General features: G+C 53.7%; 18 protein-coding genes. All 18 read right to left on the bottom strand.

The genetic code is table 11. The annotated features are described in order from the left end of the window. Positions 1-3 precede the first annotated feature (3 nt). The 18 genes from BU251_RS00250 to BU251_RS00165 all read right to left on the bottom strand — a co-directional run bounded on the left by BU251_RS00250 (position 4) and on the right by BU251_RS00165 (position 24,967). Positions 4-309: a YggT family protein gene (locus tag BU251_RS00250; protein WP_128698918.1), complete on the bottom strand. Its 306-nt coding sequence runs from the start codon at positions 307-309 to the stop codon at positions 4-6. A 108-nt stretch (positions 310-417) separates the two neighbouring features. Then, positions 418-1,104, bottom strand: a complete 687-nt coding sequence (locus BU251_RS00245) for an HAD family hydrolase (RefSeq protein ID WP_128698917.1) — start codon at positions 1,102-1,104, stop codon at positions 418-420. 97 nt (positions 1,105-1,201) lie between these two features. Further along, positions 1,202-2,050, bottom strand: coding sequence for a hypothetical protein (locus BU251_RS00240; protein WP_128698916.1), 849 nt, complete (start codon positions 2,048-2,050; stop codon positions 1,202-1,204). Positions 2,051-2,305: 255 nt separating this feature from the next. Next, complete coding sequence (locus BU251_RS00235) at positions 2,306-3,346, bottom strand: uroporphyrinogen decarboxylase/cobalamine-independent methonine synthase family protein (RefSeq protein ID WP_128698915.1); 1,041 nt, start codon at positions 3,344-3,346, stop codon at positions 2,306-2,308. Positions 3,347-3,377: 31 nt separating this feature from the next. Continuing rightward, complete coding sequence (locus tag BU251_RS00230; protein ID WP_128698914.1) at positions 3,378-4,397, bottom strand: LacI family DNA-binding transcriptional regulator; 1,020 nt, start codon at positions 4,395-4,397, stop codon at positions 3,378-3,380. Positions 4,398-4,594: 197 nt separating this feature from the next. Continuing rightward, positions 4,595-5,800 (bottom strand): hypothetical protein, encoded by a 1,206-nt coding sequence (locus BU251_RS00225; protein ID WP_128698913.1) that lies wholly within the window; start codon positions 5,798-5,800, stop codon positions 4,595-4,597. Positions 5,801-6,521: 721 nt separating this feature from the next. Continuing rightward, positions 6,522-7,736, bottom strand: a complete 1,215-nt coding sequence (locus tag BU251_RS00220; protein WP_128698912.1) for an ROK family protein — start codon at positions 7,734-7,736, stop codon at positions 6,522-6,524. After that, positions 7,714-9,918 carry a GH116 family glycosyl hydrolase gene (locus BU251_RS00215; RefSeq protein ID WP_128698911.1) on the bottom strand — a complete coding sequence of 735 codons (2,205 nt, stop codon included), beginning with the start codon at positions 9,916-9,918 and terminating at the stop codon, positions 7,714-7,716. Before BU251_RS00215 ends, BU251_RS00220 begins: the two co-directional genes overlap by 23 nt. 77 nt (positions 9,919-9,995) lie before the next feature. Then, positions 9,996-11,660: a tetratricopeptide repeat protein gene (locus BU251_RS00210; RefSeq protein ID WP_128698910.1), complete on the bottom strand. Its 1,665-nt coding sequence runs from the start codon at positions 11,658-11,660 to the stop codon at positions 9,996-9,998. A 111-nt stretch (positions 11,661-11,771) separates the two neighbouring features. After that, on the bottom strand, positions 11,772-13,118 hold the full coding sequence (locus BU251_RS00205) for a glycoside hydrolase 5 family protein (protein ID WP_128698909.1): 1,347 nt from the start codon (positions 13,116-13,118) through the stop codon (positions 11,772-11,774). Next, positions 13,111-14,277 (bottom strand): hypothetical protein, encoded by a 1,167-nt coding sequence (locus BU251_RS00200; RefSeq protein ID WP_128698908.1) that lies wholly within the window; start codon positions 14,275-14,277, stop codon positions 13,111-13,113. The genes BU251_RS00205 and BU251_RS00200 overlap by 8 nt, the downstream gene beginning before the upstream one ends. Before the next feature lie 218 nt (positions 14,278-14,495). Further along, the gene (locus tag BU251_RS00195) at positions 14,496-16,946 is read right to left on the bottom strand and encodes a glycoside hydrolase family 2 TIM barrel-domain containing protein (RefSeq protein ID WP_164908784.1); all 2,451 of its coding nucleotides are present in this window, start codon (positions 16,944-16,946) and stop codon (positions 14,496-14,498) included. 86 nt (positions 16,947-17,032) lie between these two features. Further along, positions 17,033-17,974 (bottom strand): carbohydrate ABC transporter permease, encoded by a 942-nt coding sequence (locus BU251_RS00190; RefSeq protein WP_128698906.1) that lies wholly within the window; start codon positions 17,972-17,974, stop codon positions 17,033-17,035. A gap of 348 nt (positions 17,975-18,322) precedes the next feature. Then, complete coding sequence (locus BU251_RS00185; RefSeq protein WP_128698905.1) at positions 18,323-19,387, bottom strand: carbohydrate ABC transporter permease; 1,065 nt, start codon at positions 19,385-19,387, stop codon at positions 18,323-18,325. A 158-nt stretch (positions 19,388-19,545) separates the two neighbouring features. Beyond that, positions 19,546-20,943 carry an ABC transporter substrate-binding protein gene (locus BU251_RS00180; protein WP_128698904.1) on the bottom strand — a complete coding sequence of 466 codons (1,398 nt, stop codon included), beginning with the start codon at positions 20,941-20,943 and terminating at the stop codon, positions 19,546-19,548. Between the two features lie 80 nt (positions 20,944-21,023). Then, positions 21,024-23,459, bottom strand: a complete 2,436-nt coding sequence (locus BU251_RS00175) for a glycoside hydrolase family 94 protein (RefSeq protein ID WP_128698903.1) — start codon at positions 23,457-23,459, stop codon at positions 21,024-21,026. A 574-nt stretch (positions 23,460-24,033) separates the two neighbouring features. Next, positions 24,034-24,354: a PilZ domain-containing protein gene (locus BU251_RS00170; RefSeq protein WP_228767859.1), complete on the bottom strand. Its 321-nt coding sequence runs from the start codon at positions 24,352-24,354 to the stop codon at positions 24,034-24,036. Between the two features lie 229 nt (positions 24,355-24,583). Next, entirely contained in the window at positions 24,584-24,967 is a 384-nt protein-coding gene (locus tag BU251_RS00165) for a PilZ domain-containing protein (RefSeq protein WP_128698901.1), read from the bottom strand. Positions 24,968-25,123 lie beyond the last annotated feature (156 nt).

Here is a 25,123-nt window from a genome sequence, read left to right as displayed (position 1 = left end):
GGTTTAAAGGCGCAGCCGCAGGCTCAGATCGAACAATGTCCGGACAAGAAAAGACTTCAAAAAAATCACAAGGAAGATCGCGATGACAGGAGAAATATCGATTCCAAAACGGAACATCGGCGGCAAGATGCGGCGGATAGGGGCCAGCACGGGTTCCGTCACCGTCTGCAGAAACTGAACGATCGGATTGAAAGGATCGGGGCTGACCCAGCTGATCAGAGCCCGGACGATGATGATCCAGTAATAGGCCGTCAAGGCCATGTCGAGTACCTGCGCGGCCGCAGACAATAGATTTGAAACGGCAAACACCTGGCTTAACCCCCCTTGACCATGTAATGTTTATAACAAATCCGCCGGGGACGGTCAAGACCCCGTTTGTCACGAATTCAGGACTTATGGCACTCCCCGGATTGGCCCTTAGGCCTTCGCCTCCTGTGAAGGCGGATGGCCCAGGCTTTTCTTGAGTGCTTTAAGGCTGGCAAAAAGATAATCCGGCTTCTCGCGTCTCAACTCTTGAAGACTGCTCGAGCCGGTAGCGATGGCGGCGGTCGAGATGCCGGCGCGCCTGCCCGTCTGGATGTCGATCGCCATATCTCCGACATAAACCGCCTCAGACCTGCGACCCCTCAGGGCTTTGAGGATCCTGCGAAGGATCATGGGATGAGGCTTATAATACTTCCTTCCACGGGCAGATGAAAGCTTGTCAGCACACAGGATCTTGTCGAACAGGCGCCCTGCACCCAGATGCCTGATGATAATCCGTGTAAAGCGTGTCGGCCGGTTGCTGGCAACCGCCGTCCGGATCCCTCTTTTTTTAAGGTCACAAAGAAGCTGCCTGGCGTAAGGCATCCAGCGGACGTATCTTTTGAGGTCAACGGCATGTCTCTTCCTGTAACAGGCCAGGACATACGGCAATCGGGCAGCCGGCACAAAAGGTTCCAACAACTTCCTATCGCCCCATCCGACGGCCCTCCTGATGACGGCGGCCGGCCGTGACGGACAACCTTCCGCACGCATGCAGCTGTTAAAACTTTTCACAATGGCGGGATACGCGTCTATGAGGGTCCCGTCCAGGTCAAAGATAAATATCTTTTTTCTCGTCATGGAATAAAGAGCCCCGTTAAGGTGCCGGGCTTAACGGGGCCGGGTCATATCTCCGAACTTTCACCGCATTCTTTCTTCAAAAGACCGGGACTGCCGCTCAGGACGGGTTCTGCGCGTTATCCGTTTCTGTCACGGCGTTCATCGCCGCAACCTCCTCATCCACCTGCCCCTGATCAACGGCTGTATCGCCTTGATCCATCACATCCACCGAAGGCTCTGCCGTCGTATCCACCGTCACATCTGCCGAAGCCGCCTCTCCCTGCGATGCGGAAGAAGTTTCGGCAGCTGAGGAAGAGGTATCTTTCGATTTTTCAACAGCCGGCCTGTCCACGACGATCATTTCGGCAACGCTCTTTCCATCCTGCACCCTGTAATCCGCCGTAATCCGGTCACCGGCCTTGATTTCTGAAAGATCTTTAACATTCTCAAACAATGTCTTGCCGGTCAACAGCAGCGTCGTTTTGACTTCCTCATACGTATTATAATCCAAGTGCTTGATCGTCACCGACGGCACTTCCTTGTCCGTGCTGACGACCTCGCCCCACACCCATTCCGTCGGGGCCTCTTCGTCCTTGATCTCCATCACTTTGGCCTGCGGCGCTGTCTCCGCAATGGCCTGCACAGCCTTCTGATCGGCCCCTGCCGAGACTGCCGCGGTCATAGGAACCGCCGATGCTGCCGCGGCCGCCGGCGCCGCCGTCGTCTGCGGCGCGCCTTCTGCCGGCGCCTGGGCCGGCGCCCCTTCTCCAGCCGGGACTGCCGTCTCGTTCATGACGGCGGGGGCCGGCGCCTCATTCATGACAACCGGGGCCTGCATCGCATTCTCAACAACCTCTGCCGCGTTATCCATCGGGGCCGCCTCTTCGGCATTCTGTTGCGCCTGCGCGGCAGCCGCCGCGGCAAAAACAAAACAAACCGCCGCCAAACCGACACTCCATTTTTTCATAATGAGCATCCCGCACCTCCTTAACTTTGCTCCTAATAGGTTATTTCCTTACAAAGTTAGGCCCTCCGCTATGTGGATTACCTGGCTCCATTGGATGAGCCAGTATGCCGCTTTCTGCGGCATGCGGAGGCCTACCCTTTCTGGGTTAACTCCGAGCTTACGCAGAAAAATTATGCCGAGTGGCTCGGCTAGCGAAGCTAACCAAGCCCTCCTGGCATAAATTTTCAAGTGGTTAAGCGAGGAGCAATGTTTCCTCTATCCATTAAAATATGTATTCAGCCTTTCGGCGAGCTGCGTGCAGGCCGTAAACGCCTCGGCCGTCAAGGCGACCGAAAGTCCGCTGCAACCGCAGCTGGTCGTCACGAGGGCACCATTGGCCAGCAGCTCCCGGCGGGCCATGAGCTCCTGCCATATACGGTCCAGAAGCCCGGGGCTTTCGATATCCTCATTGTTAGGCACGATCCCGACGGCAGGAATACCGCCCCTCTTCAAAAACCTGTTGACGGCCTTCTCATACAAAAGCAACTTATCCAAATAGCCGTAGGCATCGAAATTCAGGATGTCGATGTTGCTGTCGAGGACCAATTCCCAATCGGTATTGCCGCAGCAATGCAGCCCCGCCAAGGCGCCGTTCTCATGGATCACGGCAACGACCTGATTGATCTTTTCCGTGATCTTCTCCTTGGGCAACGCGCACTGGCTTGTCCCTACGGCGACCAGATACGGCTCATCGATGAAAATAATGACTTTTGTCCGGTCCGTCACGCGGAGCTGACGGATCAGCCAGGCGCTCTTGAGCGCCAAAAAACCGCCCAGCATCTCAAAAAAATCCGGGTTATATACAACCGGATTCTTGTTTTCATCCAGGAGCGTAAGCCCCAGGCTGACAGGGCCGATCAATTGGGCCTTGACCCACTGATCCCATCCTGCAGCCATGAGCCGTTCCGTCAAAACATACAACCCTTCGGCATACGGCCGGCTGATGGAAAAATAATCCACTTCGGACGCCTGGATGTTATGGAAGCACTGCTCAAATTTTTCCAGGTAGTCGTCTTTCTGTGTATCCACCCAGACGCTTTTTTTTACCTCGTCCACGCAGATGCCCGGAAGGTTCTCCGTGAACTGAACATACATGTTTTCACAAAAAGAACGGCGGGGCAGCTGCGGCCAGAACGGGATCTGCCGCTGAAAACTCCCCAAGACGCTGTCCACGGCGGCCTGCGGCTCGACGATCGAAAGGCTTCCGACACCTGTCGCCAGAAAGTTCTTGTGGAGGTCTTTTAAGATCAGGCTCATGAGATCAACTGTTCCAACAGCGGCCCGCGCCCTAGGGGGATCTTTTCGGCGCTCGCGCGGAATCCCTGATGATAAGCTCTGTCGACAAGATGATCTTGTTGATCTGGCGATCGGGATCCTGCATGCGCAAATAAAGCTCTTTCACCGCTTCCTGGGCCATCTCCTTGATGGGCTGGCGGACCGTCGTCAGGGCGACGGGACCGTAAAGACAGACGGGATCATCGTCAAAGCCTATGATGGATATATCTTCGGGTACCTTGAGGCCCCCCTCGATAAAGGCCGAAACCATCTCCATGGCCATGTCATCGGAAGAAACCAGGATAGCCGTAGGCCTGGCCGCCGCCATCCCCAGAATTTTTTCGGCGGCCGCACGCGCAGACTTGCGTGAATAATCTCCGCGCAACACCCATTCTTCGGTCATCGCCAAGCCCGCATCTTTCAAGGCGGTCTTATAACCCTCCAGGCGATCCTGGGCTGCCTGCGTCGCCATGTCCCCGGTGACAAAAGCAATCCGGTTATGACCCAAATGGATCAAATGCTCCGCAGCCGTCTTGGCCCCGGCGGCATTGTCAACGCTGACGCTGGAAACATCCATGTCCGCCGCCAGATAATTCATCAAAACCACGGGGGTCCCCGCTTTCAGGAAATCTTCGACATGCTGACGGTTGTTGATCACATCGGCAAAGACAACGCCTCCGACGGCCGCGGCATTCACGGACGTCTTTCCGTCCGTCAGATGCAATAAAAAATCGACGCGGAGGTTGTCGCAGGCGATACCGACGCTGCGGAAGACTTCCATGGCGTAGAAAGAATAGAAGATGCCTTCGTAGCGCGGGATCTCGAGGCCGATCGTGTAATTGGACCCGCTGGCCAGTCTTTGCGCAGCCAGATTCGGCTTGAAATTCAAGCGGCGGATCACCTCTTCGACCTTCCTGCGGTTATCTTCTTTTACGGTAGGAAATTTATTGATAACGCGGGAAACTGTCGTGATGGAAACGCCGGCCGCGCGGGCGACATCTTCAATGCTGACAACTTTTTTTCTTGCTGTCATAACCACCTTCAATGACCTGCATCATCTTTTTGGGATCTGTTTCATCGGAAGCTTTCCCGACGGGAAAGCTTCAAAAAATAAAGGTTAAGGTTCAAGCTGAGGTTAAGAAAATTTGGCAATTCTCAACCTTAACCCTTCCTGTCCTGGCGGGCTTGCCGAAAGGCAAACTCCAAAAACAGGCTTAACCTTAACCTAAGCTAACTGACGAGATCGCCGATCTTGAGTTTGGACCCCGGGGTCACCGACTTGATGTCGGCCGCCGAGATCTCTTTGCGGATCTGGATCACCTCTAGGCTTGCAATCTTTTCCGTGTTCCTGTAGACGTTGAATGTCTGGCCGACCTTGACGCCGTCTTGTTCGCCCATGTCGATGATCACGAAATTATTCTCTTCATTGATGGCCAGGATCTGTCCGGCCCCGGGTTTGCCGGCCGGCGATGCGACCTGCGGCTCCGCCGCCTTGACGACGATCGGTTGCAGCTGAACAACCCTGGCATCCTTGGTGCTGGCTTCTTTGGCTTCGGTCCTGGCGGCCTTCAGGTCATCCTTCACCTGAATGATCTGATCCACACGCTCCTGCAAGATCTGGTCCAGTTCGGCAAGGCGTTTGGAGAGGATTTCACGCTCTTGCTGGAGATCAACAAGCTTACCTTCCAGCGACGTCTTCTTATCGCCCAAGGCCATGAGACGGCTCTTGAGCTCAAAATTTTCCTGCCGGATCGATTCCAGCTGATCGGCAATGGCCTTCTTGTCGCGTTTTTCCCGGACAAGATCTTCGGAGAGGCTCTCCGCCAGCTTTTCGTTATAAATCAGTTTTCTCTCCAGGTCCATCCGGGCCTGGTTAATGGTCTTGAACTGGAGGTCAAGCTTGCGCCCCTCCTCCATGGCATTCTCGCCCTTCAGTTGCGCATCCGACAACTGGGACTTCAAATTCTGGACCTCGATCTCCAAAGCGGCCTTGTCTTTCACGAGCTTCGCCCAATAAGCATCGTCCTGGGAGGCGGTGGTGGAAACGGTATAAGAGACGCCCCCCGTTTCCTTCAGCTTGGCCACCTCTTCCGTCAAAGACTTGTTCTCCTTGATCAGCTCCTGAAGACGGTCGACGGCGCTCGCCCGCTCTTTGGTCACGAGGTCAAATTTGGATTTGACATCATCTCGCTCCTTGACGGCGACGTCGAATTTCCCGCGCAACTCGCTGAGCTCCGATTCCAACTTCTTCTTGGCGATCTGCAGATTGTTAAGCTGATTGGACAAACTCTGGCGTTCAGAAACAAATTCCTGTTCCTTGACGGAAAATTCGTTACGGAGGGCTTTGTTAACGGTATTGAGCTGGAAGGCGATGACAAGCGAAGCAGCGCACACGACGGCAAGTCCAACGAGCAATATTTTTATTTTATTGTTCATCACACCTCCTTGAATGAGCGCACAACTTATGGAACGCTATGAACATAAGTTGTATGCGCGAATTCAACCCAGCACAAATTTTATCTAAAATTCGTGCTGAGTCAAATTCAGGCATATAACTTAGCTCGTTGGCACTCGCTAAGTTATGCCTTCATTTGACCCCGCCGTCACATCGAGGGGACCGGCCCATATATAAAAAAATAAAAGAGGGCCAATCCGAACATCAACCCAGCCCACAAGTTAAGTGTTTTTGCCGGATGATGCTCTCATTTGAACTTAGATATATCATAATAAAGACGCATGTGCAAGAAAAATTTAAACGATCGCATGACCTAAGCGGGAGAAAGTACAGGAGTTACGACGCCGAGAGAGAAATGAAATGGCCTTTTGTCGACGGAAAGACAGCCAAACCTCGAAACTCTGTGGAATCCCCCCGGACTTTAAGTTCGAGACTCCTTTTTTCTTTGGAACAATTCTCCGAATAATCCTATCGGCTATCCTCTGAGGGGGTTTCCTCCCAAAGGCAACCGCCATTCACGGCCGTGGGATTAAAAAAGATGGGGTTGATAAAAGAAAAATAAAAGGCGAGGTTTCTTTTCTGGGGGGCGGAATCCTGAACGGAGAATCCTGTCTGTCCTGCGGGCGCAGCCCGCGAAGGCTGGATTTTTTCATCCACGGATCATATTACTTCTTTTTTTTCAGGGAGTTAAGAAGAAAAAAATCAGTCGTTAAGGGCGGCGAAAAGCTGACGCGTGACAAGGCTCGCAGCGCCAAGGGCCACGCCGTTTTCGCCCAAGCGGGTCGGAACGATCTTGACGGCCCCGGCGGATTCCTCAAAACACCATTCGCTCACAGCGCTCTTGACCTCTTCGATCAAAACAATACCGGCCTCTTCGATGCCGCCGCCGATCACGACCATTTCCGGATTCAGAAGATTAACCAGATAGGCGACACGCAGCCCCAGGCGCCGTCCGGCTTCGCGCACGACGTCCACAGCCGGGGCCTCTCCTCTGCGGCACGCCTCGAAGATCCCGCCCAGGCTCGTATCAACGGCTTCCTTCGACGCTCTGCTCCCGCCGGAGCCGTGGCCTTTCTTCCATTGGAGACGTTTGACGTATTCCGCGCCTATCCCTAAGTCCGCCTCCCATCTTTCCAAGAAATACGGCGCCTCTTTCCTGTCGCTATGGACGGCCACTTCGCCGGCGCAACCGCTTGTGCCGCGGTAAATCTCGCTATTAATCATCAGGCCACAGCCCACGCCGGAGAACATGTACAAGAGATTCCTGATGTCCGAATCCAGCGCCAGCCATTGCTCGCCGAAGCAGGCAAGCGTCGCGTCATTTTCAATGACGACGGGAAGCCGGAACTCCCTTTCCAGAATATCTTTCAAGGGAACAGTAACGTCCAGATAATGATAGCCGTTCTCTATCTTTTCCGGCCAGCGCACTTTTTCTTTGGCCGCGTCAACGATGCCGCCGATACCGATACCGATACCCTTGATCCGCTGCCTGCAGCCTTTCACCTCGTCCAGCAGCTCCGCTGTCGTCGTCAAAAGAGAATCCACGACCTCGCGGCAACCGGATCCGGACTTTCCATTCTTGACCTTATGCAGGATCTTGCCGCTCAGGTCCGTCACGACACCGATCGTCCCCAAGAGGTTGGCCCCGACACCCACCGCATAGCCGGCGGATGTATTCAAATCCAGAAGCAACGGCCGGCGACCGCCCTTGGAAACGTCAAATTCCTTTTCGAAAACGATCTTCTGCCGCAGGAATTCGTCGACATAGTTGGAGACGGTGACGACGTTGAGACCGATCAGGCTGGAAATGTCCGTCTTGCTGATGGGCCCGCGGCGGCGGATAGCGTCCAGGATGAAGAGATTTTTCCTGGACCTTTCCGAAAGATTCTCCCCTTTAAAATAAGATTCTTTCATCATTTCTGATCCGTTTTAAAAATGCAGAAACATCTTTACGTTTGTGCGCGTAGGCGATCGCAAACGCCCAGAAACTCATGTTGCGCATATAATGGTCGCCGAACATAAAACTGCCGTCGACCGACGACACCATGTCCGGCTGGTTCCAGGCATTCAGGGCATTCATCGAAACGTTGTCCCAGGCCTTCCTGGCGAGGGCGCACCCTTCCTTCTCCATCCCTTCATAGATGGCCAAGGCCGCCAGGATATAGGTCATGCTGATCCAGACGTTCTCCGCGTGTCCGTTTGACTTGTCTTTTTCGCCTGAGGGCAAGACAGCGTTCACCACCCCGTATCTAGAGGCCGAACCATTAAGTTCGAAAATAGTCGCAAGCGCCTTTTTGACTTTTTCAGGGGAAACAATATACCCCAGCCCCAAGAGATGCGCGATCCACTGCCCCACCAGCTGAGATGCCGTACAAGAAATGTTGACTTTCTGAAAGCGAAGTTGATGGGAGAGTTGCTGTTCTGACAAATCCTTCTTACTATCATTATAAGCTATAAAATAACCCTTGTGCCACAATTTTTTTTCGAACTGGGCACGGCCGTTCTTGAGCCAGTTTTTGACCTCGCGCACAAACTCTTCGTCCTGCAGGTGCATACCCATCTTTTCCAAGGCCAGGAGGGCCGCCAAGAACACGCCACCCGTATATGCCGTCACGCCGTAAAGCTGCCAAAGGTCGAAAGTCGTATCCGCCCCCTCGCTGTCAGGCAGAAAATCCTTGTTTTTGTCCGTGGCCGCAAGCCAGTAAAAGGCTTTCTTGACAAAAGGATACATTCGTTTTAAAAACGCCTCATCGCCTGTCAAAAGATACCCTCGCCAGACCAAAAGGATAAACTTGGCGTTCAGGTCTTTCCAGAGCAGGCCGTTGGTGCTGTTAGACGGCAAGTCGCTGCGCTTGTTACCCAAGTCGTGCGGGACATACCCCTGGGGCCTCTGGGCTTCGGCAAACTGCGTGATCTCCTTGAGGTCGAGCTGCGTAAAAAACATAGCAAGGGCGACGGACGCAAAAAACCTGACATCGAGGGTCCCCAAAAGAGGGCATATCTCCGGCGCCTCAAAAAACCCGAAACGCTCCCTCTTGGTCCAGTGGCTGCCCGAAGAAAAAGGATAAAGATTGTTCAACAGGGCGTCCTTGATCCACGCGTCCATTTTAAGGCCCAGGAGATCTTTCACCCATCCCCGCGTGGCGGCATAAAGGCCGGCGGCGTTTTTTGAAATGTACAAGCTCAAGTCGTGGACGCCGCGGAACCAATTCTCATACATCTTGCCTTCGGCATATGCCGGGAAAAACCATGTCCAGAAAAAAGTGATCGTGACCGACGTTTTTGGCTTAAGCACGGTCTGGGCTGCCAGCGCCCCGCCCAACTGCACGCTTTCGGACGCCACGACACGCTCGGTATTCGTATTAGGCAGCATCCCGTCGCGGCTGAAGGCGGTCCACGCCTCCTGGAGCGAAAAACCGTTCCTGTCGAAAACAAAGGGCCGCGACTGCATGTTCCACTCACCCAGATACGTGCAAACGAGTTTTTTGTCTTTGACCACTCCCAACGCCATCTCTCCGGACAAAGGATCTGCGGCGCCCTGCGTTTTCTTATTGAAGAAATTCACGCAAAGGCATTCCGGCGTTTCGTGCACCTGGTTAAACCGACCCACCATCCAATCCCCGATGATGTTGCGACCGCAGGCCAAAAGCGAAACAGCCGCCGTCTGAGAGGTAGGATTCGTAATCTTGAAACGAAAAATGGCGGCCGGCGTGCCTGATCTTTTTTCGTCCTGAGGAATTAATGGGGAAAATGCCTCCAACTCGCACCGGACAGGAAGCTCATCATCTTTGTAGTCCAGATGGGCAAAAGGATATTTGCCGTCAAAGACGATCGACGAAATGCCGCTGCAGCCGACAGGGACATTGGTCTCAAGAAGCTTGGCAACTCTTTTCTTCTTGGTGGCCGCAAAAATACCGAAGTGAAAACCAAGGATGCCTTTTCGTCCCGATAGATCAGAAGAACAAACAGGCCTGTGGAGGCTGTTGAGAAACGTGAAATGATCCAAGCCGCCGTGAGGCAAAATCTCCATCTTGCCGGCGCCGAGACCTCCCAGCGGAACCCCTGATTTTACGTTTTGGTCGGATGTGTATATGGGCATGTCTGCTCCACAGAAAAAACAGAGAACGGAGTACAGATAACAGAAAAAATCGTTCTGTCCTCTGTTAACTGTTATCTTTACTCATTCTGAACTTGCACCATCTCAAAGCCGACGCCTTCCAGGCCGTTATTCCCCACCACAGCCACGTGCGTCACTTTGATGCCTTGCATCCCGTATGACGTCGTCAAGGTGGCGCTGTTGGGGATATTGGCGACGGCGCCTGTTTCGCCGGACCATTCATAGGCATAAACAGGCATCATGCAGCCTGTTACGGGATTGGATGTCGTGACGGTAAAAACAATGTCGTCGTTCGCCGACGCCTTGGCCGGCCGGCCCGTCAGATCCACATTCAAAGACATATCCTGCGTTTTACCATCGGCGGACCGGCCGAAGATCCCTTCAAAAAACAACCGCAGGGCATACTTCATGGGTTTCTTCTCTTCGATCTCCTGGAGGCGCTCGCGGCACAAAAGCACAAGCTCATCCTTTTCTATATCGGCCCCCTGGGACGTCGCGGCCGTGATCAGCTCTCCATAATAAGCCTTTGCCGCATCAAGCTGATCTCCCCACTGGCTCAACAACCCCGACTGGTAAAGCGCGGAAAGAACCAGACGATCGCCGGGATAAGCGGTCTTGATATGCTCAAAAGACGCCATCGCCCCTTTAATGTCTTTGGCGGCATAAGCGCTCAACACTCCTATGCGGAACTCGACGCCGGCCCGATCGGGAAAATCCGGATATTCCGAAAGGACCTTGCCGTATTCCCTGAGCGCCCCCTCGAAATCTTTTATGCGCTCAAGGTTGAATGCCCTGGTATATTGCGATGGCGCCGCAAAGGCCTTCTGACCGGCAAGACCAAACGCCTTTTTGTAAAGATCTTCGGCATAAACAGGATCAAGGGCTTCTTCATAGCCGTGAGCAGCGAATTTGTCGGCGATAAGGACGGTCTCTTTGGCCAAAACTTCGGGATTACCGGCGAATTGCTCAAGATATCCTTCAAGAAGTGTTTTCGCCAGATAAATATTCTTTTGTTCAACAAAAGCCAGGCCTGCTTTCCTTAGTTCTTCGGGCTCCGGATGAGACGCCTTGAGCGCTGCGGCGTATACCTCATAAAGCCTGCGGGAAAGATTCTTGTCTTCATAAGAAGCCAGGGAATCGGCCATCTCCTTGACGAGGGTCATCGTCTCCGGCTGCGCAAGAGCGCCCTGCGCCTTGTTGACCACATCGTTGAACAGTCCGACGGCTGCCTCAGGATCGTCTTGCGAGGCGATGAGCCACCTTAAATAAGCGATACGCAGCGCCATGTCCTGCCGGTTCGAAACGAACTTCTCGGCCTTCGCCAGGTCTTTTTCCATGGCTGCTTCAAGCTGCGGCCCCTGGTCATAGACCCCTTCCCAATTCTTGGTCTTTTTCCAAGAATCCAGCTGTGCCTGGCGCGCATAAGCGCGGTAAAAATAGACGTCAGGCAGCCGCTCAAACCCTTTTTTCAAGAGAGAATCCAGGTAGGCGATCAGCTCGTCAAATTTTCCGTCCCCCACATACCAGGCGACGATGGACCTGAGGTTTACCAAGCCCTGAGGGTCATCGGGAGTAACAGCAGTTTTGAGCGCTTCGACCGAAGGGGCGGCCGCCGACACCCCCGTTTCTGACGCCTCCAAGACAGGGGCGAAGGTCCAAAAGCATAGCCATCCGCAAACCGTCAAAAAAATGATACGCTGGGACACGGGACACCTGAAAGTCATGGACGAACCTCCTGGAACAAAGTCCGAGACTCCTTTTTTCTTCTTAGCAACATCCCTCCGATCCCCCGGTTCCGAGACAAAGGGCCGGGCCCGGAGAATTCTGCCGAGGGATTAACGTTTGTTTTTTCCGGCGGCCGCAGGACGCTCCGGGCTCTTGATCGAAGATGACTTAGAAGGATGTCTCCAGAATTCGCGTATGGCATAGTAAGCCTTGCGCGGCACGCGCTTGTTCAAAACCTGTCCGGAAGATGTTTTCTCCTCTTCAGGCAGGAGCTTCACGAGACCGAACCACTCTTCGTTCATGTTCATGTTGCGATCGGCCTTGATATCGAAATAATAGGCGCCGTTCGACCAGTTGGATTCCGTATCATGGACGGACAAACCATTCGCATCCCATTCGTCGTGTTTCCACCATTCGTCCGTCCACTCGAACATGACACCGCCGATGCAATTGCCGACGCCGTCGCCCGCGGCTGCGGTTCCGCCGAGATTACGATAAATCTCCGCCCACTGGTACTCCAGGAAATACGCCTGCATGTCCTCGTCTTCCTTCTTTTCGTAGGCGTTGTAGGCGTCGGCGCCGAATTCGACGAACAAGAGCGGTTTGTCAAAGGTATTCTTCAGGGTCTTGAAAATATTCCCAAATGTCTTGCCGCGATAAATGATACATCCGACGATATCCACGTCCTTGGCGAATGTGCTGGCCACATCGAGACAGATGAGCTCGCCGTTGCCCATGACCACGGGGTGAGCAGGATCGATCTTGTGGATCTCCTGCGCGATCTCATTGACCAGCGTGTAATACGTCTCGGCCCTGGCCAAAAGGCACTGGCGCGGGTCCTGTATCTTGTCGATGCGTTCGCTCGACCATGAATTGATCTTGCCGCTGAAAGAATAATTGTTTTCGTTGCCCAGGACCCAGAAAAGGATCCCCTCTTCGTCTTTCAGGGCTTCGACCATCGCCAGGACATCGGCTTTGACTTTTTTCCGGAAATCTTCATCGTCATAAAAAGGGGCCGGATAATTCCAGAATCCCAGCCAATGCCCCATCATCGTGCGGATGCCGAATTTTTTGTAAAGGTCGGAGACCACCCGGCGGACGGCCGCCATATCTTCTCCCGGCTGATAGAACCTCACCGTGTTGATGCCCATCTTCTTCATGAGCTGGCCGTCCACGAGCCACGGCTGGGCCGGGTCATTCCAGAAATCGTAGTCGTGCGATTCCCCGACGGGAATCGGGTTGTAGCAGACGCCTTTGACGATAAAAGGCCTGCCGGCCACCATGAGCTGATACTGGCCGTCCTTCAGGGTCTTGACGTAGGCCTTCTTCCTGGCCGCAGGGGCCATGCCGCAAAGACAGAGAACAGATAACAGAGTACAGAGAACAGGGAAAAGCCTGTTTCTTCCGCCCCGTTTTCTGTACTCCGCACTCTGTTCTCTGTGCTCTGTATTACTCATACTTTATTTCATCAAGGTAGAACACGGCGCCGTCCGGATTGACATCCAGGTTCGTCGCCCAGGCAAACCCTCCGATAATATAGGAAAGGTCCTTGCCTGTCAGATCGATGGTGTATTGCTTCCATTCCTTATCCAGGACAACCGGACCGATACCGGCCGTATCGGAATCGGAATATTCTCCCATGATCCCGCCGACTTTGAACTCCTCGATCCTCTCGCCGCCCTTCTCGCCCCTGGCCCAAAAGGTCAGTTTTTTGGCGCGGGAAAGATCGAATCCTCCGTCGACACCACCCCAGTTGTTCGCCGGATACTGCCAGTACATCCCTGCCCAGCGCGCGCCGTTGGTGGCCTTGTTGTCGTAGGTGATCTTGATGCAGGTCTTGCCGAAATATGGATTGTCCGTCGAACCCACATCGATCTTCAGATCGCTGTAATCCCCCATCCATCCCGAGGGAATAAAATGGTTCTGGATCGAGCCCTTATCCGCATAAATGTAGAAGGGCATTTCCTGCGTCTTCTTGCCGGCCGGTTTGAGCGCCGGGTCATATTCGAACTTGATATCGTCGATATAGAACGTCGCGCCATTGGGATTGGAATCCGCGTTGGCGACCCAGCACAAAGCCCCGTTGATATAAGACAGGTCTTTGCCCGCCAGGTTGACCGTGTACGGCGTCCATGTCGTCGTCAACTCGATCGGCCCGACAGAGACTTCCGTCGTGTCCGGATACGTCCCCTTGATGCCGCCGACAGCGATCTTATCGATGACTTCTCCGCCTTTATCGCCGCGCATCCACAGGGTCAGCTTATTCAGCCCCGTCAGATCAAAACCGCCCTTTTTGGAACCCCAGTTGTTCGCCGGGTTCTGCCAATACACACCTGCCCATCCCTGGTTCTGCGTCTTTTTGGCCGTGTAAACAAACTTGATCGAGGTCGAACCCGAATGCGGATCTCCCATATACTTATCGTCCATGGAAAGATCTCCGAAATCCCCCATCCATCCCGAGGGAATGTAATGATTATCCGGCGATTTCGCATCCGTATAGACAGGAAAACTCTTGACCTCACCCGTCGCCTTTTCTTCTGCGGCCTTCTCTTCTGCGGCGCATACGTTCCAGCCCACAGCCAGAAGAACCGCCAAACCAACGATCCACTTCCTCATACCGCACCTCCTTGGTTTTGCCCTTAACCAGGCAACTTTTCCTTCCAAAACCAACTCCGCGCACCTGGCTTAATTGGAAAAGCCAGTGTGCCGCTCTCTGCGGCAACCTGCGCAGGAAATTTTTTCCGGATGGCCGTCCTGGCCGGCTGCGCCAGGCCGACGGCCTACCCTGGAAAAAAATTTACAAGCGCATAAGCAAGGAGCAACCCTTGTTCCATCTATTTCCACAGCTTCTCGAACGCATAATAGCTCTTGCGCAGCTGACGCAAGAACGGACTCAATTTCCCGTCCCCCTGGCCGGCGACACCCAGCCATTCTTCATGCATGAAGCCGTCGGGGAAAGGCCCTATCCACAAACCCTTTGTATCGTGAATGGCCGGTTCATAGCCTTTCCACCACTCATCTAAATATTCAAAAAGAAAACCGCCGATGGCATTGCCTGCCCCGTCGCCGAAGGCTTCATTATCCGCGATATCGCCCCAGGAGCCCGTCAGATATTCCATCTGCGCTTCCTCGGCCTGCTCGCGCGTATAACAGTACGCATAGGCGCCGCAACCGTATTCCGTGATGATCGCCGGCCTGTCCGTCAACCGCTTGACGTCCGACCAGAAAGAACCAAACCCCTGATCGCCCCGGTATGCATTGGCGCCAAACACATCGATATCCGGCGCGTTGGCGGCATAACGGTCCAGGTACAGCACGTCGCCGCTGGCGATCGCGACAGGATGATTGGGATCGAGAGACTTGATGAGCTTGGCCGCTTCATTGGCAAATTTAAAGAAACTGTCCGGTTTTTTGTCGGCGTTACAGGCAACGCCGTAGACATTTTCATTGCCCAGGAGCCACATGAGCACGAACGGTTCATCCTTGTATTCCATGACCATCTTGCGGACGGATTCCAACATGTTCTTCTGATGCTCGGGATTATCGTAATCCGTGCCTTCGTGCCAGCTGGCGCCGGAACCCAGCGCATATTTACCCAGGTAATCGCCGATGACGACGCGGATGCCGTATCTTTTGAATGCATCCCTGAAAATCTCCTTTTTCAAAGGCGTCGGCTGATGATACATGCGCAGGGTATTGATCCCCATGCGTTTCATCAGCTCAAAATCACCGACGGCCTTCTCGCCGGGATCCTGCACGTTGTTCCAGTTGGCGTCCACAAACGCATCGTAAGGACCGTCGCACTTGCCGTTATGGTTGTAATCATATTCCATCCAGCTCACCAGCGAGCCGTCGTCCGGGCTCTGGCCGACCTTCACGGGCTGATAGGTGATGCCCTTGATGACGTAGGGCTTACTGTCGACGAGCATCTGCCAATCGCCGTTCTCATACTGCACCAGGCGCACCTGTCCGTTGCCCAGGCGGCGCTTGATCCGGCGCTGCATGATCTTCATGTCGACGTATTTCCTGACCTTGTCCGAGATCGTCTCCGGGATGTGGTTTTTCACGATACGGCCGGGGTTCACGATGAAGACGTCGTTGCGGATATCGTTGTCGAAACCGTTGTCGACCCTGATGGAGGCGCCCACGAGTTTCATGTTCACCTGCGGATATTTTTTGCAGAGATATTTGATGCGCGCGATGGACGCCGGCCCGACGTACCACGGCGTATGCCAATACGTCCAGCCCACCGTCTGAGGAAAATGAACGACAACGGCATAATACGCCTTGATCGCGTGCTTGATCAGGCCAGATTTTTCAAGGATCATGGCCGTGTAATACTGCCGGATACCCGGCGGCTCGGGCGCCATGGCCCACTTGATGAAAGCGGCCTCCAGGTCGGGGGAACGGACAAAATCCCAATGGCTGCCTTCCAGACGCTTCTCTTTCTTGACCTCCTGGAATGCCGGATCCCAGCGCACGCTCGTTGTGTTGGGATAGATCCCTTCGCCGACGGCCTCGGAAAGCCCGTCTTGGGACTTGACGACATACTTATAATCTTTTGTGCCGGGATCGACGAACTCCCCGTACTTTTCGTAATCCACGATCTCTTCCTTGCCGGGATCGGACAGCTCGATCTTCGTCGCCGGAATCGCCCCGCACCTTTCGGCGTTCGGGTCTTTGCCCTGAAGGCGATCGATGGCCTCCTTGGCGACCTCGGCTGTCTTATAAAACCATCCCCGAGGGTCCCAGGCCTGGGCATAGCCGTAATCGCTGACGATCACGCCGAAAGCGGCGATCGCCTCGTCTTTCTTGCCCTCTTTTTTCAGGGCCTCGCCTTTGATGAACTGGGCCTGTGCGACGTTATTCAGGACCGCATAGCTGTTGATTTGCTCGGTAGGAGGAAAATCTTTCAACGACGCCTGCTCCTTGGCCGCCTCGCGACCGAAACGCCGCATCACTTCGTCCACCGTCGCATAGACCTTCGCGAAATCGCCCTCATCCTTGGCCTTTCTGGCCACGGTCACCATCTCTTCCAATGAGACTTCCGCCGGGGCCGTCTCAGACGCCTTTTGACCCGGTTCGGCAACGGCTGCAGCAACCGGAGCTCCTGTCTCCTCTTGAATCATATTAGTTGCCACCGGAGCCTCTGCCACAGTCTCCTGGTTTTGAACGGGCTCATCCTGGGCGCAGGAAACACCGGAAGTCAGAAAACAGAGAACAGAAAACAGAAAAATAAAAGAGCTTAAAAACTGGAGGCTAAAAAAACGACGCGTTACGCTCATAGGAAACCCCGCATATCCACCCATAGCTTTTCGAGTTGTTTTATCCATTTCTCGTTTATCCTTCTACGTCTCTTTGCTGTCGGCGATTAACCGACCACCGCGCCGGCCGTGATCCCTTTGATGATGAACCGCTGCATGACCAGATAAATGATAAGGATGGGCACAACGGTGATGGTCATGCCGGCCATGAGCAACGGGTATTGCGTGATGTGCTCGCCTTGGAAGACCATGAGACCCCTCTGCAGGGGCATCAGGTTCTTCGACGACAAAATCAGGTTCGCCAGAATGTATTCGTTCCAGACGTTGAGGGCGTTATAAATGATGATGACAGCGATGGCGGGTTTGGCCAAAGGCAGGGCCACATGGCGCCATATCCCGAGGCGCGAGCATCCGTCGATGCGCGCGGCGTCCTCCAATTCCTTGGGCATCCTGTCGAAAAACGTCTTGAGCATGTAGATGCTGAAAGAAAGCCCTACGTTGATCATGCAGAGGATGTAGGCCGTGCGCGGATAAAACTGGTCCTCGATAAAAGAAGTGAGCCCGATCACCACGCTCTGCGGAAAGACCTTGAGCAAAAACGGTGTCGAGGCGGCCATCGCGTTCAAAAGGACATTGCGGACATTGTTGACCAGGACATAGAGCGGGACGAAACTGCCGGGCAAGGGGATCATCATGGCCGCCAGGAACATGAAGAACAAAAGGTTCTTGCCGGGGAAGTTCATGCGCGAGAACGCGTAGGCCGCCAGGGACGAGACCATGACGATACCGAAAACAACGATGGTGGTATAAAAAAGGCTGTTCAGGAAATAAACGCCGAAGCCGCCCTTGGTCCAGGCCAGGTAAAAATTCTCCCAATGCATGGAGGCCGGAATGACGCTCATATCGGAAAAGATCGTGCTCTGGGTCTTGAGAGAAGAACCGAACATCCACAAAAGCGGGAATACGCATGTCACGGAGACGATAATGAGGAAAATATTAATGAAGAACCCCGATGCGTGCTGCGCAGCCGTGTATTTGTTAAGTCTCATGCCAAACCCCGTATGAAAAAATCACCAATGACCAAGAAACAAGCACCAAACAAATTCCAATATTCAATAACCAATCATCAAGCGTTACTCAGACCTAGAAATAACGGCCGATAAAATACTTTTTAATTCTCCTGCTTCTTTAAACAGTTGTTGTCCTGCGATCCTATCGTTGATTGGACCTCTCGACAAATCTCTGTATATTCTTATGACCGTTTTGGCAAAATCTGTTGTTCGCCTCTCTAAAAATCAAATTCCCCGTTCATCGTTATTCAATCGTGATTTTTTGTTTGGTTATTGATTTATTGATAATTATTTGGTCATTGTATCTTGGTGTTTGGTTATTTATGCCTATGCCTGTTTCAATTTCCGCGATATCCCCATCTGCGCGAAAGAAACCATCATCAGGATCACGCCGAACGTCAGCCCTTGGGCGCAGGCGTAGCCGAACATCGAAGACCCCTGCATGGACGCCAGGATCCTCGTCACCGGCACTTCCGTATGATAACCGGGACCTCCGCCGGTCATCGACAAGATCAAGACAAAGGCCTGCATGGACCCCAGGATGGTCAGGATCATGACCAGGACGAAGACGGGGATCATGAGCGGGATCGTCACATTCTTAAAGCTTTGCCAGACATTGGCGCCGTCAACCCTGGCCGCCTCGTACAATTCCTTCGGGATCGTCTGCAGGCCGGCCAAAAGGATCATGAACCCCCAGCCGAAACCCTTCCAGCTGTGGATGATGGCGACGCACGTCAGGGCCGTGTTAGGATCTGACAACCAGTTATGCGCCAGATGTTGCAGCCCCAAAAGGCCAAGCGTATAGTTCAGGAAACCGTAATCGCCGTCGTAGATCCAGCGCCAGATGAGACCTACAACGACCTCAGAGAGGACCGGCGGGATGAAAAAGATCACGCGATAGAAATTCTTTGCCCTGATCTGACGGTCACAAGCCAACGCCAAGGCCAGGGCCAGCGCATTCTGGAACGTGAGGGCGATCAGCGTGATGTAGCCGGCATTGCCCATGGATACCCACCAGATCCTGTCCTTCATGATCTCGAAGAAATTGGACAAACCCACAAAGGTCATCTTGGGCGAGATACCGTCCCATGCGTGATGCGACAGCTGAAGGACTTTGAAAAAAGGATAGATATAAAAGATCGAGAAGATCAACAGGGCCGGCACGACGAAGAAGAACGCCGACAGGCTCTTCTTGATAAGATTGGCCAGGACCAGGAAAAGAAGGGCCAGCGTTACAGAACCGTAAGCCAGGACCCAGAAGACGGCAGAATCGTGAAAAAGCAAAAAGAACGTTTCCAGGGCCGCCAGAAGCAAGACGGTGCCGATCACCTTCTGCTTAGGCGTCGCATTGTGCAACAGGTTGTAGAATTGTTTGATCTTGTCAGCAATCATAAGATAAGTGTCATAGCATCATAGTGTCACCGTATCAGAGTAAAGACATCCTGTTTTTTAGACTTTTCGGAAATAATCAGTTTTTTATCCCCTCTTTTCCATCTGTCCCCTTGTCTTTCTCTTTGACGCTCTGATACTCTGGCTCTTTGATACTGCTTTTACTGTTTCGCCATTTCTTCGGCCTTGAGCTTGGCCAGTTCCTCGGCCAGGCCTTCCGGCGTCTTCTCCCCGATGATGATCGACTGGATGCCCTTGTCGAAACGCTCGATGACCTTGGGAAGCTCGTTCACCGGCCAGATGTTCGGGTGCGTCACATTATCCATCCCTTTGGAAAAGTCCGCCAGGATCTCCGAGATCGACCCGGACACCTTCCTGTTGGAAGGCAGGTTGCGGGTCGTCTCCGAGAGATATGCCTGCTGCTCGGTCGCTGTCAGCCATTTCAGGAATGCGATGGCCTCCTCCTTCACCGCCGAGCGGTCGTTGACCAGAAGCGAAGAGCCGGCCCCACCCCAGATATACATGGGGTTTTTAGGATTGACCTTCGGCGGAAGCATCACGCCGTAATCCAAAGACGGATTCATGCCGTGATAGACATTGACGCACCAGGAGCCGTTAAAGGCAAATGCCGAACGCTCATTAGCGAAATTCTGCTCGGCTGTCTTGTTCACCATGGTCACGATACCCGACGCCAGCATGCCGCGGTCGGCCATTTCCTTAAAAAGACCGAACACCTTGACCCAGTCGGGATCCGTGTAAGGGACCTCGCCGCGGATAGTGGCAAAAACCTTGTCCGGCCCCATGATATTGAAAGCAAAGTTCGATGCCAGACAATCGATCATCCAGATCTCGCCCCAGCCGCTGACAAGCCCCTGGATGCCGGCATCCTTCAGCTTCTGGCAATCGGCGACAAATTCCGCCCAATCCTTCGGCGGGCGCGCCGGGTCCAGTCCCGCCTTCTGGAAAAGCTTTTTATTGTAGACCATCTGAATATCCATGACGTCTATCGGCACGCCGTAGATGCCCGCCTCGACGCCATAAGGATTGTCCGCCCTGAATTCGTTGACCGCCAGGGCCTTTTCATACAAGAGGTTCTTCCAGGCTCCCCCCTGCTCGTCCATCGCGCCTGTCAGGTTGGCCACATGGCCGGCTTTGATGAATGCCGCAAAATCCCGCTTTTCGCCGAGAAGGCCGAAGATGTCCGGCAGCGCGCGCGCCTGCGCGGCGGCCCGGACCTTCTGCGAATAGGCATCGGAAGGGGCGTACAACTCGAAGACGACCTTGATACCGGTCTTGGCCTCATATCTTTTGGCCAGTTCCTGGAAGGCCTCTTCGCGGTCCGTCATCCAGTGCCAGACGACGATCTTTTTGCCGGCGGCCTGGGGCGTCTGGGCGCCCTGGGTGCCGCAGCCGCTTAGTCCAGAGAACAAAAAACAGAGAACGGAAAACAGAAAAACAGAGAGGCCGAAAGACCGAAGGACGGAAAAGTCAAAAGAAGGGGGCATTGAAAACCAAGAATGGACGCCTGAACATTTCTGATTTTTTTGTCTCTCCATCATCTTTCCTCCATCTCTGTTCTCTGTACTCCCTGCCTGCCGGCAGGCAGGTGTTCTCTGTTATCTTTCTGTCATTTTTAAAATCATCCCATCACCACACGAACCCTATGTTCTTTGCCGTCGCCGAACGGCTTGACCAGCGTCCCTTCGATCCTGGTGCCGTCGACGTAAATTTCTTTTATGCCCTTCTCAACGCCGTTGGGATTTTCGATCTCGACCTCATACACATCCCCGCGGAACAGGCGGCGGACGGAGCATCTCTTCCAGGCCGACGGCAGGCAGGGGTCGATGCGCAGACCCGCATAATCCCTGCGCACGCCGAGGATCCATTCGGTCGCCGCCATGAACGCCCAGCCCGACGTCCCTGTGATCCACGTGAACTGGCCCTCGCCGTAACGGTAAGGATTCTCCGGCCCGACGAGATATTCGGCATAGACATACGGTTCAGCTTTATAAAGATCGTAATTTTTTTGTTTGTTCGGCATCAGCTTGCACATGGACTCGTAAGCCCACGTGCCGCGGCCCGCCATGCAAAGCCCAACGATCATGAAATGCGCCGCGTGGCAAAAGACCGCCGCGTTCTCTTTCGTTCCCTCGGAGAACATGCTGATGCGGCCCAGCTCCGGCCTGAAATGGCTGAAAGCCGGGTAAAAAAGCGCCAGGCCGTGTTTGCCGTCAAGGTATTTGGCGGTGCTCTTGAGGATCTTATCCGACCTTCCTGCGTCGGCCACGCCGCCCAAAAGGGCCCATGCTTGCGTATTCAAAAAGATCTTGCCGCCGTCGTAATCTTTCGTGCCGTAAGCGATCCCGTCGTCGGTGAACCCCCTCTTATACCACTCGCCGTCCCAGCCCGCCTCGTTGATCCTGTCGGTCATGGTCTTGGCCTTGCGGCTGAATTCCTCAGCCTTGGCCGCATCGCCCGTCAGCTCGCAGAGTTCGACAAAATATTTCAAAGAGCGCACCAACGCCTGGGCCAGCCAGACGCTCTCGCCCTTGTGCCTCTTGCCCGCGGCATCGATCGCGTCGTTCCAGTCCGCGTGGCCTATTTTCGGCAGGCCGCGCTCGCCGACGTCGTTGAAACAAAAATTGAGATTCTTCTCCAGATGCTCAAAGAGCGTGCCTTCCCCGTCTGTCGTTGTGCCGCCCTTATGCTGAAGATCGATGTCCCAACCGCCCACCCACTTGTCCTTGAGATATGGCACATAGGCCTCAAGAATGCTCTTATCCCCCGTTTCCTGGATATAGGCGCGTACGGTCGCCGTCAGCCAGACCTGATGATCCTTGTTCGGACGGTGCTGATTGGGGCCCGACGTGTCAGACCAGCCGGGCGCAGACGTCCCATCCCGACGGATCAAGGCTGCGATCTGCAGGATGCGCTTGCGCGTCACCTCGTGGTTGATGGAAACGATCGCCTCCGAATCCTGGGCTGAATCGCGATACCCGCGGCCGCCGGAACCCTCGTGATAAAACGACGGGGAACGCGACCAGAGATTGCAGATATACACCTGGTATTTCACCCAAGTGTTGACCATGGTGTCGAAATCGCTGTCCGGTGTCTTGACAAGGATATTGCCGGCGATGCGCTTCTTCCAGAGATCCCGCGTGCTTTCAAGCGCCTTCTTGACCTGCGCCAGGTCCCTGTATTTTTCAACGAGCCTGATGGCGCTCGACTGCCCTTCCGTCTCGCCCAGGATCACCACAAATTCCTTTGTCTGCCGGGGCGCGAGCTTCACGGTGTGCTTGAAACAGGCGATCCCGTCCTCGCCGGAACATAAGGCCGTATTCCTGAACTTGCCTCCCAGGATGGCCTCGGGCTTCTCCTCGGTGTTGTAACGTCCCAGGAATTCCGTCTTCCTCGTGGCATATCCCTTGACGTCAAGGCTGGAGGCGAAAAAGCTGAAATTCTTGAATTCTTTGATATTCATCCCCTGCCAGAAGGCGGTCTTCCATCCGAAGATCAATTTGTGGCTCTCGTCGAACCACATCCGGTTATAAAGATTCATGATGTTGCGGTAACGCAGCTCTTCGTGATAGTCGCCGACGAGCCATTCGACATAAGGATAGAGCTCCAGCTTCTTCTCTTTGTTCGTCTCGTTCGTCAAAGAGACGAGCCAAAGTTCGCAATCGTCGTCGACAGGGACAAAATAGGTGATCCGCGACGCAACGCCGTTGTATTTTTGCGCGATCGTCGTATAGCCGAGGCCGTGACGGCATTCGTAGGTATCCGGCTCAACCCTGATCGGTTGATATGTCAAAGACCAAACTTTGGATCTTTTGCTGCCGGCGCGCTCTTCCCGGGCGTAAATGTAGCGGCCGGGCCTGTCGAAATTCTTGTAGTCCGGGGCCCACCGCAGGATCCGGTCTGTGCGGCAGTCGCGGTAGAAGCTGTATCCGCCGGCGCACTGGGAGATGATCGCGCAATATTTGTCGTTCGTCAGATAATTGATCCAAGGGGTGGGTGTTACGGGATGAGAAATAATGAATTCGAGCCCGTCAGATGAAAAATGTCCGTACTTCATGTGCTTTGTCTCTTCTCCTTTTTTAATGAGTAGACACTTTATGGAACCGTCGCCTTATGACAGGCGACATAAAGTGTAGGCCGGAGCTTTCCTTCATCGGAAGAGGAAACTCCGCCCTTGCTGGGCTGGAGCTTTCCTTCATCGGAAGAGGAAACTCCGCCCTTGCTGGGCTGGAGCTTTTGCGCTCGGCCGTCGCGCCTGCCTGCCGCCAGACAGGAATTAAACCCCGCATCAACTTTTCTAAAGAGGTTGTCTTAATGACAAACGCCTGTCTGCAATTCCATTCCTTCTCTTAAAAGCCAAGCTTATGGGAAAAGTTGGTGCGGAGTCAGGTTCAGGCCGATAACTTACATCGCTTTGCTCTGTAAGTTATGCCTTCACCTAACCTATTGATAATTATAGATAAAAATATGTTTAAAAAGTTTATCATAAGCAAGGTAAAAGTCAAGAAATACTTATGCAAATTTAGCGTGCGGAAAAAGGGTAAAAAATATCACGGCGGGAAAACAAAAGCCTCTTCTCGTGCGCTTCTAAAATCTATCCGGAAATCCCCTAAAAACCTGCCTGACTGTCCCTAAACCCCCTGCCACCAGCGTTCCCTGAGCTGCTGCGGATGATGATCGATGACGTAATCCAGGATGCACTGCTTATGGCAGTCTCGAATTCTCCTAAATGCCAATCCTGTCAAATAGTTATATTCCTCCTGAAAACCTTGAGAATGCTTCTGCCAGATCACTTCGGATTCGACACACACCGTTCCCTCAACGTCAGGAAACTCAAACATAACGTTGAGCTTGTCCCCTGGTTCATGTTTTTCAACTGTCTCCACACATGCGCCCGTTGTGCTGAGATCCTTCGTCCTTGCGTATCCTTCGTTATGCTTCGCAAACCCCATGTAGCGAATTGGCAAGATTATGTTCCAACGGACCGAACCTCTCTTCTCATCCATTGAACACCTCCTTAATCCCACCTCCGGTGGGATTAGCTCCGAGCGTATCTTGGAAATATCTGGCTGCCCGTCCGAGCCCTGCGAGGACTGGTCGCAGACAGATATTGACAAGATGCAAACGCGAGGAGTAACGTTAACTTTCCCAAAGCCTCGCCTTCTCTGATCCCGCTCAACTTTAACCTTCTTCTGCCTCTGTCGCTTTCAGTATCCTTGCCATGCTCATGAGACGCTGCCTGTCAAAAGCAACGCCGGTACGCCAGAGAGGTCCATCCGCTTTCGACCACACAACGCGCCCCAGAAGATGCATGGGCTCAAAACCGTCCGGAAAATCCAACCACAACTCCAACGGCGTTTTGGGCCGCAGCTCGCGGACAGTGTCCATGCAGGTCCCACCGCCGCTGATATCCTTGCACGCTCCTTCCCCTCGTGTGCCGATTTTCAGGTCCTTGAAGTGAACAGGGACCCTCTTCACGAGAAAACGGCAGAATGTCCGCTTGTCATCCGGTCCCGGCAGATCGCCGGGGACAATTTCAAGTTCGTTTCTTTTTGTCTTAGGCATGATTTTATTCTACCTCCTTTCCGAAGATTTTTGAAGATAAATCTCATGCTTCTAACTCATTGCAAATCCCCAAGTTATCGTGGAATCCTCCCGGACTTTAAGCCCGGGGCTCCTTTTTTCTTGGGAACAATTCCCCTCGCAATCCTACGGCTGCCC

The sequence above is a fragment of the Candidatus Velamenicoccus archaeovorus genome, from assembly GCF_004102945.1.
In the GTDB taxonomy this organism is placed as follows: Bacteria; Omnitrophota; Gorgyraeia; order Velamenicoccales; family Velamenicoccaceae; genus Velamenicoccus; species Velamenicoccus archaeovorus.
This window is presented reverse-complemented; position numbering and strand designations above follow the sequence as displayed.

What these genes read in the sequence shown, in the direction of transcription:
- BU251_RS00165 (WP_128698901.1), bottom strand. Translation starts at nt 24,967, where the DNA reads ATGCCTAAGACAAAAAGAAACGAACTTGAAATTGTCCCCGGCGATCTG.
- BU251_RS00240 (WP_128698916.1), bottom strand. Translation starts at nt 2,050, where the DNA reads ATGAAAAAATGGAGTGTCGGTTTGGCGGCGGTTTGTTTTGTTTTTGCC.
- BU251_RS00195 (WP_164908784.1), bottom strand. Translation starts at nt 16,946, where the DNA reads ATGAGCGTAACGCGTCGTTTTTTTAGCCTCCAGTTTTTAAGCTCTTTT.
- BU251_RS00210 (WP_128698910.1), bottom strand. Translation starts at nt 11,660, where the DNA reads ATGACTTTCAGGTGTCCCGTGTCCCAGCGTATCATTTTTTTGACGGTT.
- BU251_RS00190 (WP_128698906.1), bottom strand. Translation starts at nt 17,974, where the DNA reads ATGAGACTTAACAAATACACGGCTGCGCAGCACGCATCGGGGTTCTTC.
- BU251_RS00170 (WP_228767859.1), bottom strand. Translation starts at nt 24,354, where the DNA reads ATGGGGTTTGCGAAGCATAACGAAGGATACGCAAGGACGAAGGATCTC.
- BU251_RS00215 (WP_128698911.1), bottom strand. Translation starts at nt 9,918, where the DNA reads ATGCCCATATACACATCCGACCAAAACGTAAAATCAGGGGTTCCGCTG.
- BU251_RS00230 (WP_128698914.1), bottom strand. Translation starts at nt 4,397, where the DNA reads ATGACAGCAAGAAAAAAAGTTGTCAGCATTGAAGATGTCGCCCGCGCG.
- BU251_RS00205 (WP_128698909.1), bottom strand. Translation starts at nt 13,118, where the DNA reads ATGAGTAATACAGAGCACAGAGAACAGAGTGCGGAGTACAGAAAACGG.
- BU251_RS00225 (WP_128698913.1), bottom strand. Translation starts at nt 5,800, where the DNA reads ATGAACAATAAAATAAAAATATTGCTCGTTGGACTTGCCGTCGTGTGC.
- BU251_RS00185 (WP_128698905.1), bottom strand. Translation starts at nt 19,387, where the DNA reads ATGATTGCTGACAAGATCAAACAATTCTACAACCTGTTGCACAATGCG.
- BU251_RS00220 (WP_128698912.1), bottom strand. Translation starts at nt 7,736, where the DNA reads ATGATGAAAGAATCTTATTTTAAAGGGGAGAATCTTTCGGAAAGGTCC.
- BU251_RS00180 (WP_128698904.1), bottom strand. Translation starts at nt 20,943, where the DNA reads ATGATGGAGAGACAAAAAAATCAGAAATGTTCAGGCGTCCATTCTTGG.
- BU251_RS00200 (WP_128698908.1), bottom strand. Translation starts at nt 14,277, where the DNA reads ATGAGGAAGTGGATCGTTGGTTTGGCGGTTCTTCTGGCTGTGGGCTGG.
- BU251_RS00235 (WP_128698915.1), bottom strand. Translation starts at nt 3,346, where the DNA reads ATGAGCCTGATCTTAAAAGACCTCCACAAGAACTTTCTGGCGACAGGT.
- BU251_RS00175 (WP_128698903.1), bottom strand. Translation starts at nt 23,459, where the DNA reads ATGAAGTACGGACATTTTTCATCTGACGGGCTCGAATTCATTATTTCT.
- BU251_RS00245 (WP_128698917.1), bottom strand. Translation starts at nt 1,104, where the DNA reads ATGACGAGAAAAAAGATATTTATCTTTGACCTGGACGGGACCCTCATA.